Here is a 12,897-nt window from a genome sequence, read left to right as displayed (position 1 = left end):
TCAGCCGGCTCGGCGCAGGAAGTCGCGGAACGGGCGGCGCTGGGGCGGTGGCTCCGGATCCTCGTTCGGCGGATTCGGCTCGGGCGAGGCCGGCGCCGCCTGGAGCACCTCGGCGCGCACCACCCGGGCCGGCGCGAACACGCTGCCCTGCGCCAGGGGCAAGTCGAGCTCGATGAGATCGGGCACGTCGGTCTCGCGCTCCACGCCCTCGGCCACCAGGCGAATACCGGCCCGTGCGAGGGACGCGACGAGATCCTCCAGCGCGATGTCGGGCATCGCCTGACGGGAATCCGGACGCAGCAGCAGATCGGCCGGGACCTTCACCTGCGCGACGCCGCGATCGGCGAGGGCCAGGGGATCGAGGCGCAGGTCCAGGGGCCGGTCCAGGATGAAGCCGATGCGCCCGCGCAGGTCGCCCAGGGCGCCCGCCTGCTCCGCGTCGAGGCTGCGCCAGCTCACCTGCGGCAGGGCCAGCATGACCCGGCCCGACAGGTCCGGCGCCCCTTCGACAAGGCGTCCGAGCGAGCGCAGGAAGCCCGGCTCGAACAGGGAGCGCGGTGACAGGCCGTAGGCCACCGCCGCCTGGCTGCCGCGCCCGGCCAGGTGCTGGGCGATGGTGGCGACGCGCTGGAGCATACGGCGGTCGAGGTCGGTGGTGCGCCCGTGGCGCTCCAGCACCGGCACGAACGCCTCCGGCATCAGGGTCTCGCCGGCCAGGCGCAGGCGCGCCATCGCCTCGTAGGACACCACCTTGCGCTGGGGAAGGGACACGACGGGCTGGAGGTGGACCTCGAGGCCGGCGGCGTCGAACGCCGCGATCAGGGCCGCGTCGCGTGCGGGATCGCGCACCGGACTCTCGGCCCGGCCGAGGGCGCGCGGCGTCCAGGGCGCGACCGGCGGCGGATCGGGGCGCCGGAGGGGCGGCGCGTCGAAGCGCGGGTCGGGGCGAATCTCAGGGCGCGCATCGGGCTCCGGGGCGGCGACCCGCGGCGCGGGGCGGAGCGGGAGGGCGACGGGCGGAGCGACCGGGGCGGGCGCGGCCTTCAGGCCGGCGATCTCGCCGTCCTGCGCCGCGACCACGGCCGCGAGTTCCCGCACGATGCCGCTGAGGAGACCGATCTCGGCCGTGACCTCCTCGATGCCGGCGCTGAGGTCGCGGGTGTCCGGGCCGGGTGCGCTCGCGGGAAGCCCCGCATCGACGGCACGAACCTGCTGCTCGGCCAGGGCGCGGGTGACCGTCTCCAGCCGGACCAACCGCTGCGACAGCACGTCGACCTCGCCCGACAGCTTCTCGCACCGGACGGTGAGCGTGCCCGCGCGGCGATCGGCAACCAGGGCCGCCACGAGCCCGAGGCCGGCGAGCCCGAGGCTCGCTCCGAGCGGGGAGAAGACCGCGAGCGGCCCGAGAAGGCAGAGCCCGAGCAGACCGAGGGCCCACAGGCTCGTACGCCGGCCGATGATCCGGGCCATCGGAGTCTTCGATCCTCGAAACGACAGGGAAACACGGGTGCCGGTCCGGCCTCGGCCGGTCCGGCGTTCTTTTGTTGCCGAGACGCTGCCGGCCCACAAGCCACCGGACGGCCCTGCAAACGGATTTTCCCGAACTGTGACTTGTGCTTCCGGGTCGTCCCGCACCGTGCGCACCGTGCCGCTTGCATCGGCGTTGCGAGGCGCCACAATGCGCCCCGCGGAACGAGAAGCCCGGAGCGAACCTCATGGACGCGACGCCATCGGACCTCCTGATGCAGGTGGAGGGCATGACCTGCGACGGCTGCGCCGCGGCGGTGTGCCGGGCCATCCAGCGCCTCGACCCCGAGGCCAAGGTCGCGGTCGACCTCGACCATGGACGCGTCGCGGTGACGACCACCGCTCAGGCCCTGAGCATCGCCGAGGCGCTGAACGAGGCCGGGTACACGGCGAGTGCCATGACGGGCTGACACAGGTCTGATCCCAAACAAATTTTTGCCTGCAAATTCAAAATTTCCGACGCGCTTTTGCTTGTCCCTTCACGCAAACTGATGCGATCGATGATGCGTGGCCGCTCGGCCGATCCGCACGGCCCAACGTCGGCGGATCCGGTCCTGGCGGCGAACGACGAAAGCCAGCGGACGGAATGCGGCCTCGCCGGACCCGACCGCGCAAGAACAATCCGGGAGAAACGCAACCATGCCCTCAGATATCGAGATCGCGCGCGCGGCCACGCTTCAGCCGATCACCGAGGTCGCCGCCAAGATCGGCATCCCGGACGACGCGCTGCACCACTACGGCAAGCATATCGCCAAGATCGACCACGCCTTCATCAAGGGTCTGGAAAGCAAGCCCGAGGGTAAGCTCGTCCTCGTGACGGCGATCAGCCCGACGCCGGCCGGCGAGGGCAAGACCACCACCACGGTCGGCCTCGGCGATGCGCTCAACCGCATCGGACAGAAGACCGTGATGTGCCTGCGCGAGCCCTCGCTCGGCCCCTGCTTCGGCATGAAGGGCGGCGCGGCCGGCGGCGGCAAGGCCCAGGTCGTGCCGATGGAGCAGATCAACCTGCACTTCACCGGCGATTTCCACGCCATCACCTCCGCGCACAGCCTGGCCGCCGCCCTGATCGACAATCACGTCTACTGGGCCAACGAGCTCAACATCGACGTGCGCCGCATCCACTGGCGCCGGGTGGTCGACATGAACGACCGGGCCCTGCGCGCCATCACCCAGTCCCTCGGCGGCGTCGCCAACGGCTTCCCCCGCGAGGACGGCTTCGACATCACCGTGGCCTCCGAGGTCATGGCGGTGTTCTGCCTCGCCAAGGACCTCGACGACCTCGAGGCGCGCCTCGGTCGCATCGTCATCGCCGAGACCCGCGACCGCAAGCCGGTGACGCTCAAGGACGTCAAGGCCACTGGCGCCATGACGGTGCTCCTGAAGGACGCCCTGCAGCCCAACCTCGTGCAGACCCTGGAGGGCAACCCGGCCCTCATCCACGGCGGCCCCTTCGCCAACATCGCCCATGGCTGCAACTCGGTGATCGCCACGCGCGCGGGCCTCAAGCTCGGCGACTACGTGGTCACGGAGGCGGGCTTCGGCGCCGATCTCGGTGCCGAGAAGTTCATCGACATCAAGTGTCGTCAGGCCGGCCTGAAGCCTTCCGCGGTGGTCATCGTCGCCACCGTGCGCGCCCTCAAGATGCATGGCGGCGTCTCGAAGAAGGAGCTCGGCTCCGAGAACCTCGACGCCCTGGAGAAGGGCTTCGCGAACCTGGCGCGCCACGTGGCCAACGTGCGCAGCTTCGGCCTGCCCGTCGTCGTGGGCGTCAACCACTTCTACGCCGACACCGATGCCGAGCATGCCAAGCTGAAGGCGCTGTGCCGCGACCAGCTCCAGGTCGAGGCCATCACCTGCAAGCACTGGGCGGAGGGCGGCGCCGGCGCCGAGGAACTCGCTCACGCGGTGGTCAAGCTCGCCGACGGCGAGCAGAAGCCCCTGAACTACGTCTACGAGACCGAGACCAAGCTCACCGACAAGATCCGCGCCATCGCCACCAAGCTCTACGGCGCCGGCGACATCCAGGTGGAGTCGAAGGCCGCCACCAAGCTCGCCCAGTTCGAGAAGGACGGCTACGGCCACCTGCCCGTCTGCATGGCCAAGACGCAGTACTCGTTCTCCACCGACCCGAGCCTGATGGGCGCGCCCTCGGGCCACCTCATCGCGGTGCGCGACGTGCGTCTCTCGGCGGGTGCCGGCTTCGTCGTGGTGATCTGCGGTGAGATCATGACCATGCCGGGTCTGCCCAAGGTCCCGGCCTCGGAGGGCATCCACCTCGATGCCAACGGACAGATCGAGGGGCTGTTCTAGGGGCTGTTCTAAGAGCTTCGCGACGGCCCCCTGTCCGACCGACAGGGGGCCGGCCGCGTGATCCGGCGGGCGGACCGTGCTAGCCGGAGCGGATGACCCTGCGCCCCGAGTCCCGATCGTGATCCCCTGGGTCGTCCTTGACACCGCGCCCGTGCCGGGCGGATCGGAACCCCTGCGCCTGCTGCAGCGGGGCAGCGAGTTCTCGATCCAGCTCGGCCACAACGAGCTGATGAACAGCCGGCTCAGCGGTTCCGAGGAGGCGCTGGCGACCCTGACCGCCGCGCGGCTCGGCAACCGGCCGGAGGTCTGCTGGCTGATCGGCGGCTACGGCATGGGCTTCACCCTCCGGGCGGCCCTCAACGCCCTGCCCGCCGAGGCCCGGATCGTGCTGGCCGAACTCGTGCCGGCGGTTCTGGACTGGGGCCGCGGCCCCTTGGCCGGCGTCTCGTCGGAGGCGCTGTCCGACCCGCGCGCCGAGGCGCGGGTGGCGGACGTCGCCGCGGTGATCCGCGCCGGGCGCGGCAGCTACGACGCGATCCTGCTCGACGTCGACAACGGCCCGGACGGCCTGACGCGCCGCGCCAACGACCAGCTCTACGATGCCGCGGGCCTCGCCGCCGCACGGGCCGCCCTGCGCCCCGGCGGGGTGCTGGCCGTGTGGTCGGCCCATCCCGATCCGGCCTTCACCCAGCGCCTGGCGCGGGGCGGCTTCCGGGTGGAGGCGGTGGGCGTGCGGGCCGGGCGCTCGCGCGGGGCGCGCCACACCATCTGGCTCGCCGAACGACCGGCCGGATGACGGGATCTTGGACGGGATCTCAGGCGGAGGCGCCCCGGCGCTCGCGCTGCCGGCTGAGGCGGGTCGCGCCGTAGACCGCGGCGAGTTGGCGCCGGGCGGCCTTGACGGGGGCTTCGTTCCGCTCGTCGCAGGCGGCCCTGATGATGCGCAGGGCATCGGCCACGGAGCGCTCCAGGCGCGCTTCGGCCGGCCGGCTCAGCGGGCGGAGGGTTTGGGTGGTTTCGGTCCGGTCCATGCTGGGGCCCCTCGTCGGCGAGCCCGTCCTCTCCTGGGGCGGGTCCCGACGGCGACCATCGGCAGCGGGCGGGGCGGCAACAAGGCAGCTTGGCCGTAAGCGCCGGCCCGGGGCGGCGTGGGGAGACGGAGCCCCCGGACCTCAGTCCCGGCCCTGGCCCTCGTTGAACTTGTCGCGACAGGTATAGCCGACGAAGCACTTGGGCTGGTCCCGGGTCGTCTCCCAGGACGGCTGGGTCGTCTCCGGCAGCGGGCAGAACCCGCCATCGCGCACGAAGCGCGCGTAGGTCACCGGCCCCGTACTCAGCACGATGGCGCCGGCCCGGGCCACCAGCGCCGATGCTTCGGCGCAGGTCATCGCGCGGGTGTCGGGACGGGCCTGGGGGTCGGCCTGGGCCAGGGCCGCGCCCGGCAGAAGGGCGGTGCAAGCGAGGAGGACGGACAGGCTCCGCCGCGAAACGTCCATCATGGTGCCCCTTGGCCGAAGCCGGACGGAGGAACCCGTCCGGGCGGCGTCATCGCGGTCACGATACCGCCCGAACCCGGAGCGGCATAGCCGGACTCACGCCGCCGTGAGGGCGAGGGTGAAATCCACCGCCTCGGTGACGCCCTCCTGCCACAGAGAGATCGGGGTCGGGCGGGCGAGATGCAGGGCGCCGTCCGCCTCGCCGCCGGTGATGTGCAGGTCGGCGCCGACCTTGGTGGCGAGTCCCCGCATGGGCCGGTTCCAGGCCAGGCAGCGCACATGCAGGTCGCGCACGCCGCGGTTGCGGGCCGCGGCGGCGATCCGCCGGAACAGTCCCTGGCCGAGGCCGTTGCGGCGAAAGGCCTTCTCCACCGCGAAGGCGGCCTCCGCCTCGGTACCGAGGACGAAGCCGGGCGGCGGCGCGGAGGCGGGACGCAATTCGCCGAGCCCCCGCAGGGTGCCGTCGACGAAGCTGCCGAACATCAGGCCCTCGGCACCCAAGGCGTTGCGCGCATAGGTGAGGGCGGCCGCATCGCTCAGCGCGCCCATGAAGCGGTTGGCCCGCGTCTCCGGGTCGAGCCGCAGGAAGTAGGATTCCACCGCCGGGCCATCGTTGGGCCACAGGCGGCGGATGATCGGTTGAAGGGTCGGATGCGTATCGGGCATCGGGTGCCGGTCTCCGGTTTCGAGGCACGCAGGGCGTGCCGGTTCCGGGCGTAGCCTCCCTCAAGGCGGATCTGATCTGGCATCGCTGCCACGGTTGTGCAATGCAGCAAAGTGACCGGCTGCCGCGCGTCCGGCGCCGGAACCGGGTCCGGGGCTTGATCCCGCGAAGGGGCCGCGTCAGACCGGCAGACCCGCCGGCCGTCCGATCCCCTTATCCTCCGCGAACAGGTCGCCCACACCGTGAACGCCCCCTCCTCCTCGGGCCTCGAGCCATCGAGCCAGGCCAAGGCCGGCGCCGTGTCCCCCGGCCCGGTTTCCGACCGCTACGAGGCCCTGGTGCGCACCGCGGCCATCGAGCGCGACCCGGCGCAGGTCCACCTGGTGCGCGCCCTCGACCGCCTGGTTCTGGAGCTCGGCCGCCGCAAGCGCGCCCGCAAGGGCAGCGCCCTCGGCTGGCTGTTCGGCCGCCGTGACGATGCCGCGACGCCGCCGAAGGGCCTCTACATCTGGGGGTCGGTGGGACGCGGCAAGACTATGCTGATGGATCTCTTCCACGAGGCCGCGCCCGAGCCGAAGCGCCGGGTGCACTTCCACGGCTTCCTCGCCGACGCGCACGAGCGCATCCACGCCCATCGCCAGGCGCTGAAGGCCGGCACCGCGAAGGGCGACGACCCGATCCCGGTGGTGGCCGATGCCCTCGCCGACGAGGCGACGCTGCTCTGCTTCGACGAGTTCACCGTCACCGACATCGCCGACGCGATGATCCTCGGCCGCCTGTTCGGTGCCCTGTTCAAGCGCGGCGTCACCGTGGTGGCGACCTCCAACGTCGAGCCCGACCGGCTCTACGAGGGCGGCCTGAACCGCGCCCTGTTCCTGCCCTTCATCGCCGAACTGCAGGAGCGGGTGGAGGTCCTGCGCCTCGATTCCCGCACCGATTTCCGGCTGGAGAAGCTCGGGGGTGCCTCCGTCTATCACGTGCCCGCGGACGCCACGGCGGCGGCGGCCCTGGCGGCCGCCTTCAAGGGCCTCACCGGCAAGGCCAGGGGCCGGCCCGCGACCCTGCGGGTGAAGGGGCACGACGTGCCCGTGCCCGAGGAGACCGGCGGCGTTGCCCGCTTCAGCTTCGCCGACCTCTGCGCCCAGCCCCTCGGCGCCGCCGACTACATGGCGGTGGCCCGCGCCTTCCACACCGTGATCGTCGCGGACATCCCCGTGATGGGCCCGGATAACCGCAACGAGGCCAAGCGCTTCATCACCCTGGTGGATACGCTCTACGACGCCCACGTGAAGCTCGTCGCCTCGGCCGCGGCCGAGCCCCACGACCTCTACACCGCCACCGAGGGACGTGAGGCCTTCGAATTCGACCGCACGGTCTCCCGCCTGATCGAGATGCGCTCGTCGGAATACCTGGCCCTGCCGCACGGGGCCGGCGATTCCGGTGCGAGCGGGTCGAGCGCCGGCTTGGTGGAAACCTGAGGGTCGTCCATCGCCGGTTGGGAATTGTGGGAAAGGCGGCAAAGGCAACGCACGACCCCTTAGTGGGATCACCCGTCCGGCACCGCCCCGTGCGCAACGGCACATGGAGGCCGGATCGTCCGTCCGGGGGCGGATGACGGAGGCGGCCTGCGGTTGCGCCGCAACAGGCCGGACGTTTAATTGGATTCATTCCGAGGTGCGGGGCGTGGGGGCTTCGTGCGCTGCGACGGCCCTCCCGACCGGAGAGGCCGGATCCGCCGCCGCATCTCAGGACCCTTCCGGGGGGCGGCCCACGCTCCCGACGCCCGACATGTGACCCCGACGGCTTCCCGACGGTTGATGGATTGGCGTGACGCCGATCCCGACCGGCCCGTGGCCTGATCCATGACAGGATACACCGATGATCAAACTGACCGTGAACGGAGCTGAACGCAGCTTCGACGGCGACCCCGACATGCCGCTGCTGTGGTACCTGCGCGACGAGGTCGGGCTCACCGGAACCAAGTTCGGCTGCGGGCAGGCCCTCTGCGGCGCCTGCACCATCCACGTGGGCGGCACGGCCGTGCGCGGCTGCGTCACCCCCGTCTCGGCCGCCGAGGGGCAGGCCGTCGTCACCATCGAGGGCCTGTCCCCCGACGGCAACCACCCGGTCCAGGTCGCCTGGCGCGACCTCAACGTGGCGCAGTGCGGCTACTGCCAGTGCGGGCAGATGATGCAGGCCGCCTCCCTCCTCACCGATACCCCGAAGCCCACCGACGCGCAGATCGACGAGGCCATGAGCGGGAACCTGTGCCGTTGCGGCACCTACCCGCGCATCCGCGCCGCGATCCACCAGGCCGCCGGCCAGACGTCCGGTGCCGGCCAGAAGCCCGCCGCGAACAAGGGAGAGCGCCTGTGATCCACGACGCGCAGACCATGGCGGACAACGCCAACTCCACCGTCGAGGCCGGCCCGAGCGCCCTCGCCAATGTCAGCCGCCGCGCCATGCTCGGCGGCATGGGCGCCCTCGTGCTCGCCCTCTCCTGGCGCGATCCGGCGCGGGCCGAGGACAAGAAGGACGAGCCCAAGAAGTACGGCGCCGATGCCATGCCGCACGGCTGGCAGGACGACCCGAAGGTGTTCGTCGCCATCGCCCCGGACGGCACCGTGACGGTGACCTGCCATCGCTCCGAGATGGGCCAGGGCGTGCGAACCTCGGTCGCCCTGGTGGTGGCCGACGAGCTCGACGCCGACTGGTCGAAGGTGAAGGTCGCCCAGGCCTGGGGTGACGAGGCCCGCTTCGGAAACCAGGACACCGACGGCTCGCGGTCGCTCCGTCACTTCTTCCCGCATCTGCGCCATGCCGGCGCCGCGGCCCGCGCCATGCTGGTCCAGGCCGCCGCCAAGCAATGGGGCGTGCCCGTCGCGGAAGTGAAGGCCGAGAACTCGATCGTCACCCACGCCAAGTCGAAGCGCAGCCTTGGCTACGGCGAGGTCGCGGCCGCCGCCGCCGATCTGCCGGTGCCGGCCCGCGAGAGCGTGACGCTGAAGAAGCAGGAGGCCTTCCGCTATATCGGCAAGGGCAAGATCGGCCTCATCGACAACCACGACTTCACCGTCGGCAAGGCGATGTACGGCATCGACACCCGCCTCGACGGGATGCTCTACGCCCTCGTCGCCCGCCCGCCCGTCTTCGGCGGCAAGGTCGTGAGCTTCGACGACACCGAGGCCAGGAAGGTCGCCGGCGTCGTCAAGATCTTCAAGATCGATGCGCCCGAGATCCCGTCCGAGTTCCAGCCCGTCGGCGGCGTCGCCGTGGTGGCCAAGAACACCTGGGCGGCGATGAAGGCCCGCGAGGCCCTCAAGATCACCTGGGACGACGGCCCGAACGCCGGCTACGATTCCGTCGCCTTCCGGGGCGAGCTGGAGAAGGCGGCGCGCGCGCCCGGCAAGGTCGTGCGCGACCAGGGCGACGTCGCGGGCGCCATGGCCAAGGCGAAGACGAAGCTCGAGGCCGAGTACTTCGTGCCTCACCTCGTCCAGGCCCCGATGGAGCCGCCGGCCGCCACGGTGCGGATCAAGGACGGGTTCTGCGAAGCCTGGGCCTGCACCCAGGCGCCCCAGGCGACCCATGACCGCCTCGCCAAGAAGCTGAACCTGCCCGCCGACAAGGTGCGGGTGAACGTGACGCTGCTCGGCGGCGGCTTCGGCCGCAAGTCCAAGCCCGACTACGTGCTGGAGGCCGCCCTCTGCAGCCAGGCCGTGGACGGCGCGCCCGTCAAGCTGATCTGGACCCGCGACGACGACCTGCACCACGGCTACTACCACACCATCTCGGTGGAGCGCCTGGAGGCCGGGCTCGACGACAAGGGCATGCCGGTCGCTTGGCTGCACCGCTCGGCGGCGCCCACCATCGGGTCGATCTTCGCGCCCGATCCGAAGCACGAGCTGCCCTTCGAGCTCGGCATGGGCCTGACCAACACGCCGTTCGCCGTGCCCAACATCCGCCTCGAGAACCCGGCGGCGGATGCCCACGTGCGCATCGGCTGGTTCCGCTCCGTCTCGAACATCCCGCACGCCTTCGCGATCCAGTCCTTCGTCTCCGAACTCGCCCACGCGGCGGGCAAGGACCCGAAGGAGTACCTGCTCGCGCTGATCGGCCCGGACCGGCTCATCGACCCGACCAGCATCAGCGACGTCTGGAACTATGGCGAGGATCCCGCCCGCTACCCGATCGACACGGGGCGCCTGCGCCGCGTGATTGAGACGGCCGCCAAGGGCATCGGCTGGGGTCGCAAGATGGAGAAGGGCACCGGCCTCGGCATCGCCGGCCACTACAGCTTCGTCACCCATACGGCGGTGGCGGCGGAAGTGGCGGTCGGTCCCAAGGGCGAGGTGCAGGTCAAGCGCGTCGACATCGCCGTCGATTGCGGGCCGCAGGTCAATCCGGAGCGGATCCGTTCGCAGATGGAGGGCGCGGTCGTCATGGGCATGGGTCTCGCGCTCTCGGCCGAGATCACCTTCAAGGACGGACGCGCGCAGCAGAACAACTTCGACGGCTATGAGATCACCCGCATCGATGCGGCGCCGAAGGAGATCCATGTCCACCTGCTGCCGAACCCGGACTACAGCCGTCCCCTCGGGGGCGTCGGCGAGCCCGGCGTTCCCCCCGTGGCGCCGGCGATCGCCAACGCGATCTTCGCCGCCACCGGCCGGCGCATCCGGCAGCTGCCGATCCGCGACCAGCTGAGCGCCTGATCGGGCCTGATCCGACCCTCCCGGGTTCCGGGAGGGTTCGGGGTGCAGGACGCTGTCGTACCGTCCTGCACCCCGATTTTTCTTCGACCCCACCCCCTTCGAACGCCCCCCGAAGGGGGCGAAGGCGTCCGGGCGCCGGCGCGCGCGCGTGCTGATTCGGCCATGATCGGCTTCGGCTATGATCGGCGAACCGCGTGTTCCCCCGACGGTTTTCCCGCCCGCGAAGGGAGCCCGGCCTCGTTCCCGCGGGTTGACCCGCGAGGGAGGCGGCCCTCGTCGGGCCGACCCCAGCTTCCGAATCAAGGACAATCATCGATGACGCGTTTCCTGTGGCCCGTTGCCGGGTGTCTCGCCGCCGGTCTCCTCGCGGCGGGTGCGGCGCCCGCCCTCGCCTCTCCCTGCGGCGACCGCATCGCCAAGCTCGAGGGACCGGTGAAGGATCTGGCCAAGGAGGCGATCTCTGCCAACACCAGCGGCAAGGCCGCGGCCAGCGCGCGCGGCGGTCAGGGCATCACCGGAAGCGGCGGCAGCGCCTCGGCCGAGGCCGCGCCCCCGGAAAAGTCGGCGGAGGCCGGCGCGGGCGGGGACAAGGCGATGCAGGCGAAGGTGGCCCTCGACGAGGCGCGCACGGCCGACAAGAAGGGCGATGCCAAGGCCTGCAGCGAAGCGGTCGATCGGGCACAGAAGCAGGTGGACAGCGCGCCCTGAGGCACGGCCCCCCGGCCTTGGGGCTCGGGGGAGCGCTGGCGCCGTCATCAGGGGCCGGCGCGGGTCTTGCGGGTTGGGTGGATCGGGGCGGCGACGGCTTCCGCCCCATCTGCGGGCTACGCGCCCGCAGGATTTCAGGCGCTGGTGACGGCCGCGAGCGCGTGGTCGTTGCCGTTCAGGCCGGCACAGAGATCATCAATCTCTGCAAGATCAAGGGCTTCTCCGGAATCACTCGCAATAGCATCAATCAAATGATCCTGATGCGGGCTGAAGGGATGACCCTGCAAACGATAAAATTGATAATAGCGAAGCGCGGCTAATACAGCATCACGTTCTCGATCAGTAATGGTAATATTCTGCATGCCGGTTATAATTCCCGTTGATGGTTGCGGGATCTCGAAAAACAACCACTCTGCGGCGCCGTGAGCTTGAATGTTGTAAGCGAATCCGTGCGGATTCGTCCATCACCGGAAAACCTTCGTTAGCCGTTTCAACATCGACCTGAACCGGTCCCGAACGGCCAAGTCTTTGTGCGATCGCCATTTCCGCCGCGGGGTGCGCGCCGAGGTTTTTTTTAGCCTCGCGATTCTATCCTATGCGCTTGACAACGTTTGATAAGGCCCGCCGCGCTCTCGACGGGCGGCTCTCTCGGCCCGTCGCGACGTCAGCTTATCCTTAACCGATCGGTGCCATTGTGGCGCTTCGACCGCCTTGCCGCGTGCGGAGTGCGGGAAGCGGAGGCCGGGGTCCGATTCATGCCCAAGACCTTCATGTCCAAGTCCTCCATCCCCAAGTCCTCCATACCGAAGACCCGAAGCGATTATTCGTCCGGCGCGGATGCGGTGCGGCACGCCACGCCGATGCTCGGCCCCAGCGTCCGGCGCCATCTCGGGCACACCCTCCGCTCCTTCTACGCCGACATCCTGTCCGACCCGCCGGGCGCGCGGCTCGAAGCGCTGTTGGCCCGACTCGGCAAGGGAAAGCGCTGAGCCCACGGGTGTGACCCGTTTACCCCGTTTCTGAATGTTTCCCTCGTGTGTGCGGGAATTCACGGACGGTTCACGCCGGGATCGCTAGTGGTGCGTTGATCCGATGAGCGCGTGCACTCCGCCGTGCTCTCACATGAAGCAGTTCCATGATCACGCTCGCCCTCGTCGTCGTCGGCAACATTCTGCTGGCGTCCCTGTTCTCGCTCATCGCCGTCGCGGCGGACTGAGCGTCCGGACGTCCCGCGCCGAAGCCTGGAGCCGGCGCGCTTTCTTCCTTCGCCTTCCTCACACGCCCGCCTGCCTCCCGCGGCGGGCCGGATCGATGCGGCCGTGATGCGACCGCCGAACGCCCCGAGGCTCTCGCCTGCGGGGCGTTCGGCGTGGCTTCGGCCCGGACCGGGCCGCCCTCGTCCTCATGCGGGACGCGGCGGGCATCGGAGATCCGCGTTCCGGGCTGAAGCCGCCCGATCGGTGTGATCGCCGCC

At 70.5% G+C, this 12,897-nt stretch carries 13 protein-coding genes; 8 read left to right on the top strand and 5 right to left on the bottom strand.

Going from position 1 to position 12,897, the window contains the following annotated elements; all coding sequences use genetic code 11:
• Positions 1–1,470, bottom strand: coding sequence for an EAL domain-containing protein (locus tag AC1MGR_RS02160; RefSeq protein ID WP_480233502.1), 1,470 nt, complete (start codon positions 1,468–1,470; stop codon positions 1–3).
• Between the two features lie 245 nt (positions 1,471–1,715).
• Between AC1MGR_RS02160 and AC1MGR_RS02155 the strand changes: the two genes are divergently transcribed.
• The 3 genes from AC1MGR_RS02155 to AC1MGR_RS02145 all read left to right on the top strand — a co-directional run bounded on the left by AC1MGR_RS02155 (position 1,716) and on the right by AC1MGR_RS02145 (position 4,636).
• Positions 1,716–1,937 carry a heavy-metal-associated domain-containing protein gene (locus AC1MGR_RS02155; protein WP_056218669.1) on the top strand — a complete coding sequence of 74 codons (222 nt, stop codon included), beginning with the start codon at positions 1,716–1,718 and terminating at the stop codon, positions 1,935–1,937.
• A gap of 229 nt (positions 1,938–2,166) precedes the next feature.
• Complete coding sequence (locus tag AC1MGR_RS02150; RefSeq protein ID WP_108035936.1) at positions 2,167–3,840, top strand: formate--tetrahydrofolate ligase; 1,674 nt, start codon at positions 2,167–2,169, stop codon at positions 3,838–3,840.
• 118 nt (positions 3,841–3,958) lie between these two features.
• Positions 3,959–4,636, top strand: a complete 678-nt coding sequence (locus AC1MGR_RS02145; RefSeq protein WP_480233501.1) for a polyamine aminopropyltransferase — start codon at positions 3,959–3,961, stop codon at positions 4,634–4,636.
• Positions 4,637–4,655: 19 nt separating this feature from the next.
• Here AC1MGR_RS02145 and AC1MGR_RS02140 read toward each other — a convergent pair whose 3' ends face one another.
• From AC1MGR_RS02140 to AC1MGR_RS02130, 3 genes are all read right to left on the bottom strand, one after another.
• Positions 4,656–4,871: a hypothetical protein gene (locus AC1MGR_RS02140; protein ID WP_108035932.1), complete on the bottom strand. Its 216-nt coding sequence runs from the start codon at positions 4,869–4,871 to the stop codon at positions 4,656–4,658.
• A gap of 141 nt (positions 4,872–5,012) precedes the next feature.
• Positions 5,013–5,339 (bottom strand): hypothetical protein, encoded by a 327-nt coding sequence (locus tag AC1MGR_RS02135; protein ID WP_480233500.1) that lies wholly within the window; start codon positions 5,337–5,339, stop codon positions 5,013–5,015.
• 93 nt (positions 5,340–5,432) lie between these two features.
• Entirely contained in the window at positions 5,433–6,002 is a 570-nt protein-coding gene (locus AC1MGR_RS02130; RefSeq protein ID WP_108035930.1) for a GNAT family N-acetyltransferase, read from the bottom strand.
• Between the two features lie 240 nt (positions 6,003–6,242).
• Here AC1MGR_RS02130 and zapE point away from each other — a divergent pair, with 240 nt between their 5' ends.
• From zapE to AC1MGR_RS02110, 4 genes are all read left to right on the top strand, one after another.
• The gene (gene zapE, locus AC1MGR_RS02125; protein ID WP_480233499.1) at positions 6,243–7,478 is read left to right on the top strand and encodes a cell division protein ZapE; all 1,236 of its coding nucleotides are present in this window, start codon (positions 6,243–6,245) and stop codon (positions 7,476–7,478) included.
• A gap of 400 nt (positions 7,479–7,878) precedes the next feature.
• A complete protein-coding gene (locus tag AC1MGR_RS02120; protein WP_108035926.1) occupies positions 7,879–8,376 on the top strand; it encodes a (2Fe-2S)-binding protein in 498 nt (165 codons plus the stop codon).
• Complete coding sequence (locus AC1MGR_RS02115) at positions 8,373–10,715, top strand: xanthine dehydrogenase family protein molybdopterin-binding subunit (protein WP_480233498.1); 2,343 nt, start codon at positions 8,373–8,375, stop codon at positions 10,713–10,715. The genes AC1MGR_RS02120 and AC1MGR_RS02115 overlap by 4 nt, the downstream gene beginning before the upstream one ends.
• A 315-nt stretch (positions 10,716–11,030) precedes the next feature.
• A complete protein-coding gene (locus AC1MGR_RS02110; protein ID WP_480233497.1) occupies positions 11,031–11,423 on the top strand; it encodes a hypothetical protein in 393 nt (130 codons plus the stop codon).
• Between the two features lie 134 nt (positions 11,424–11,557).
• Here the strand turns inward: AC1MGR_RS02110 and AC1MGR_RS02105 are convergent, their stop codons facing one another.
• The gene (locus AC1MGR_RS02105) at positions 11,558–11,785 is read right to left on the bottom strand and encodes a hypothetical protein (protein WP_082487457.1); all 228 of its coding nucleotides are present in this window, start codon (positions 11,783–11,785) and stop codon (positions 11,558–11,560) included.
• A gap of 393 nt (positions 11,786–12,178) precedes the next feature.
• On the opposite strand from AC1MGR_RS02105, the gene AC1MGR_RS02100 reads away from it, so the two are divergent.
• Entirely contained in the window at positions 12,179–12,412 is a 234-nt protein-coding gene (locus AC1MGR_RS02100) for a hypothetical protein (RefSeq protein ID WP_110522160.1), read from the top strand.
• Positions 12,413–12,897 lie beyond the last annotated feature (485 nt).

The organism is Methylobacterium sp. BI1, assembly GCF_056680125.1.
Note: the sequence above shows the minus strand (reverse complement) of the source record. Positions and strands in the feature narration are given on the sequence as shown.

Coding starts and splice junctions, on each gene's coding strand:
- AC1MGR_RS02110 (WP_480233497.1), top strand. CDS start 11,031: ATGACGCGTTTCCTGTGGCCCGTTGCCGGGTGTCTCGCCGCCGGTCTC.
- AC1MGR_RS02140 (WP_108035932.1), bottom strand. CDS start 4,871: ATGGACCGGACCGAAACCACCCAAACCCTCCGCCCGCTGAGCCGGCCG.
- AC1MGR_RS02150 (WP_108035936.1), top strand. CDS start 2,167: ATGCCCTCAGATATCGAGATCGCGCGCGCGGCCACGCTTCAGCCGATC.
- AC1MGR_RS02120 (WP_108035926.1), top strand. CDS start 7,879: ATGATCAAACTGACCGTGAACGGAGCTGAACGCAGCTTCGACGGCGAC.
- AC1MGR_RS02155 (WP_056218669.1), top strand. CDS start 1,716: ATGGACGCGACGCCATCGGACCTCCTGATGCAGGTGGAGGGCATGACC.
- AC1MGR_RS02130 (WP_108035930.1), bottom strand. CDS start 6,002: ATGCCCGATACGCATCCGACCCTTCAACCGATCATCCGCCGCCTGTGG.
- AC1MGR_RS02105 (WP_082487457.1), bottom strand. CDS start 11,785: ATGCAGAATATTACCATTACTGATCGAGAACGTGATGCTGTATTAGCC.
- AC1MGR_RS02135 (WP_480233500.1), bottom strand. CDS start 5,339: ATGATGGACGTTTCGCGGCGGAGCCTGTCCGTCCTCCTCGCTTGCACC.
- AC1MGR_RS02100 (WP_110522160.1), top strand. CDS start 12,179: ATGCCCAAGACCTTCATGTCCAAGTCCTCCATCCCCAAGTCCTCCATA.
- AC1MGR_RS02160 (WP_480233502.1), bottom strand. CDS start 1,470: ATGGCCCGGATCATCGGCCGGCGTACGAGCCTGTGGGCCCTCGGTCTG.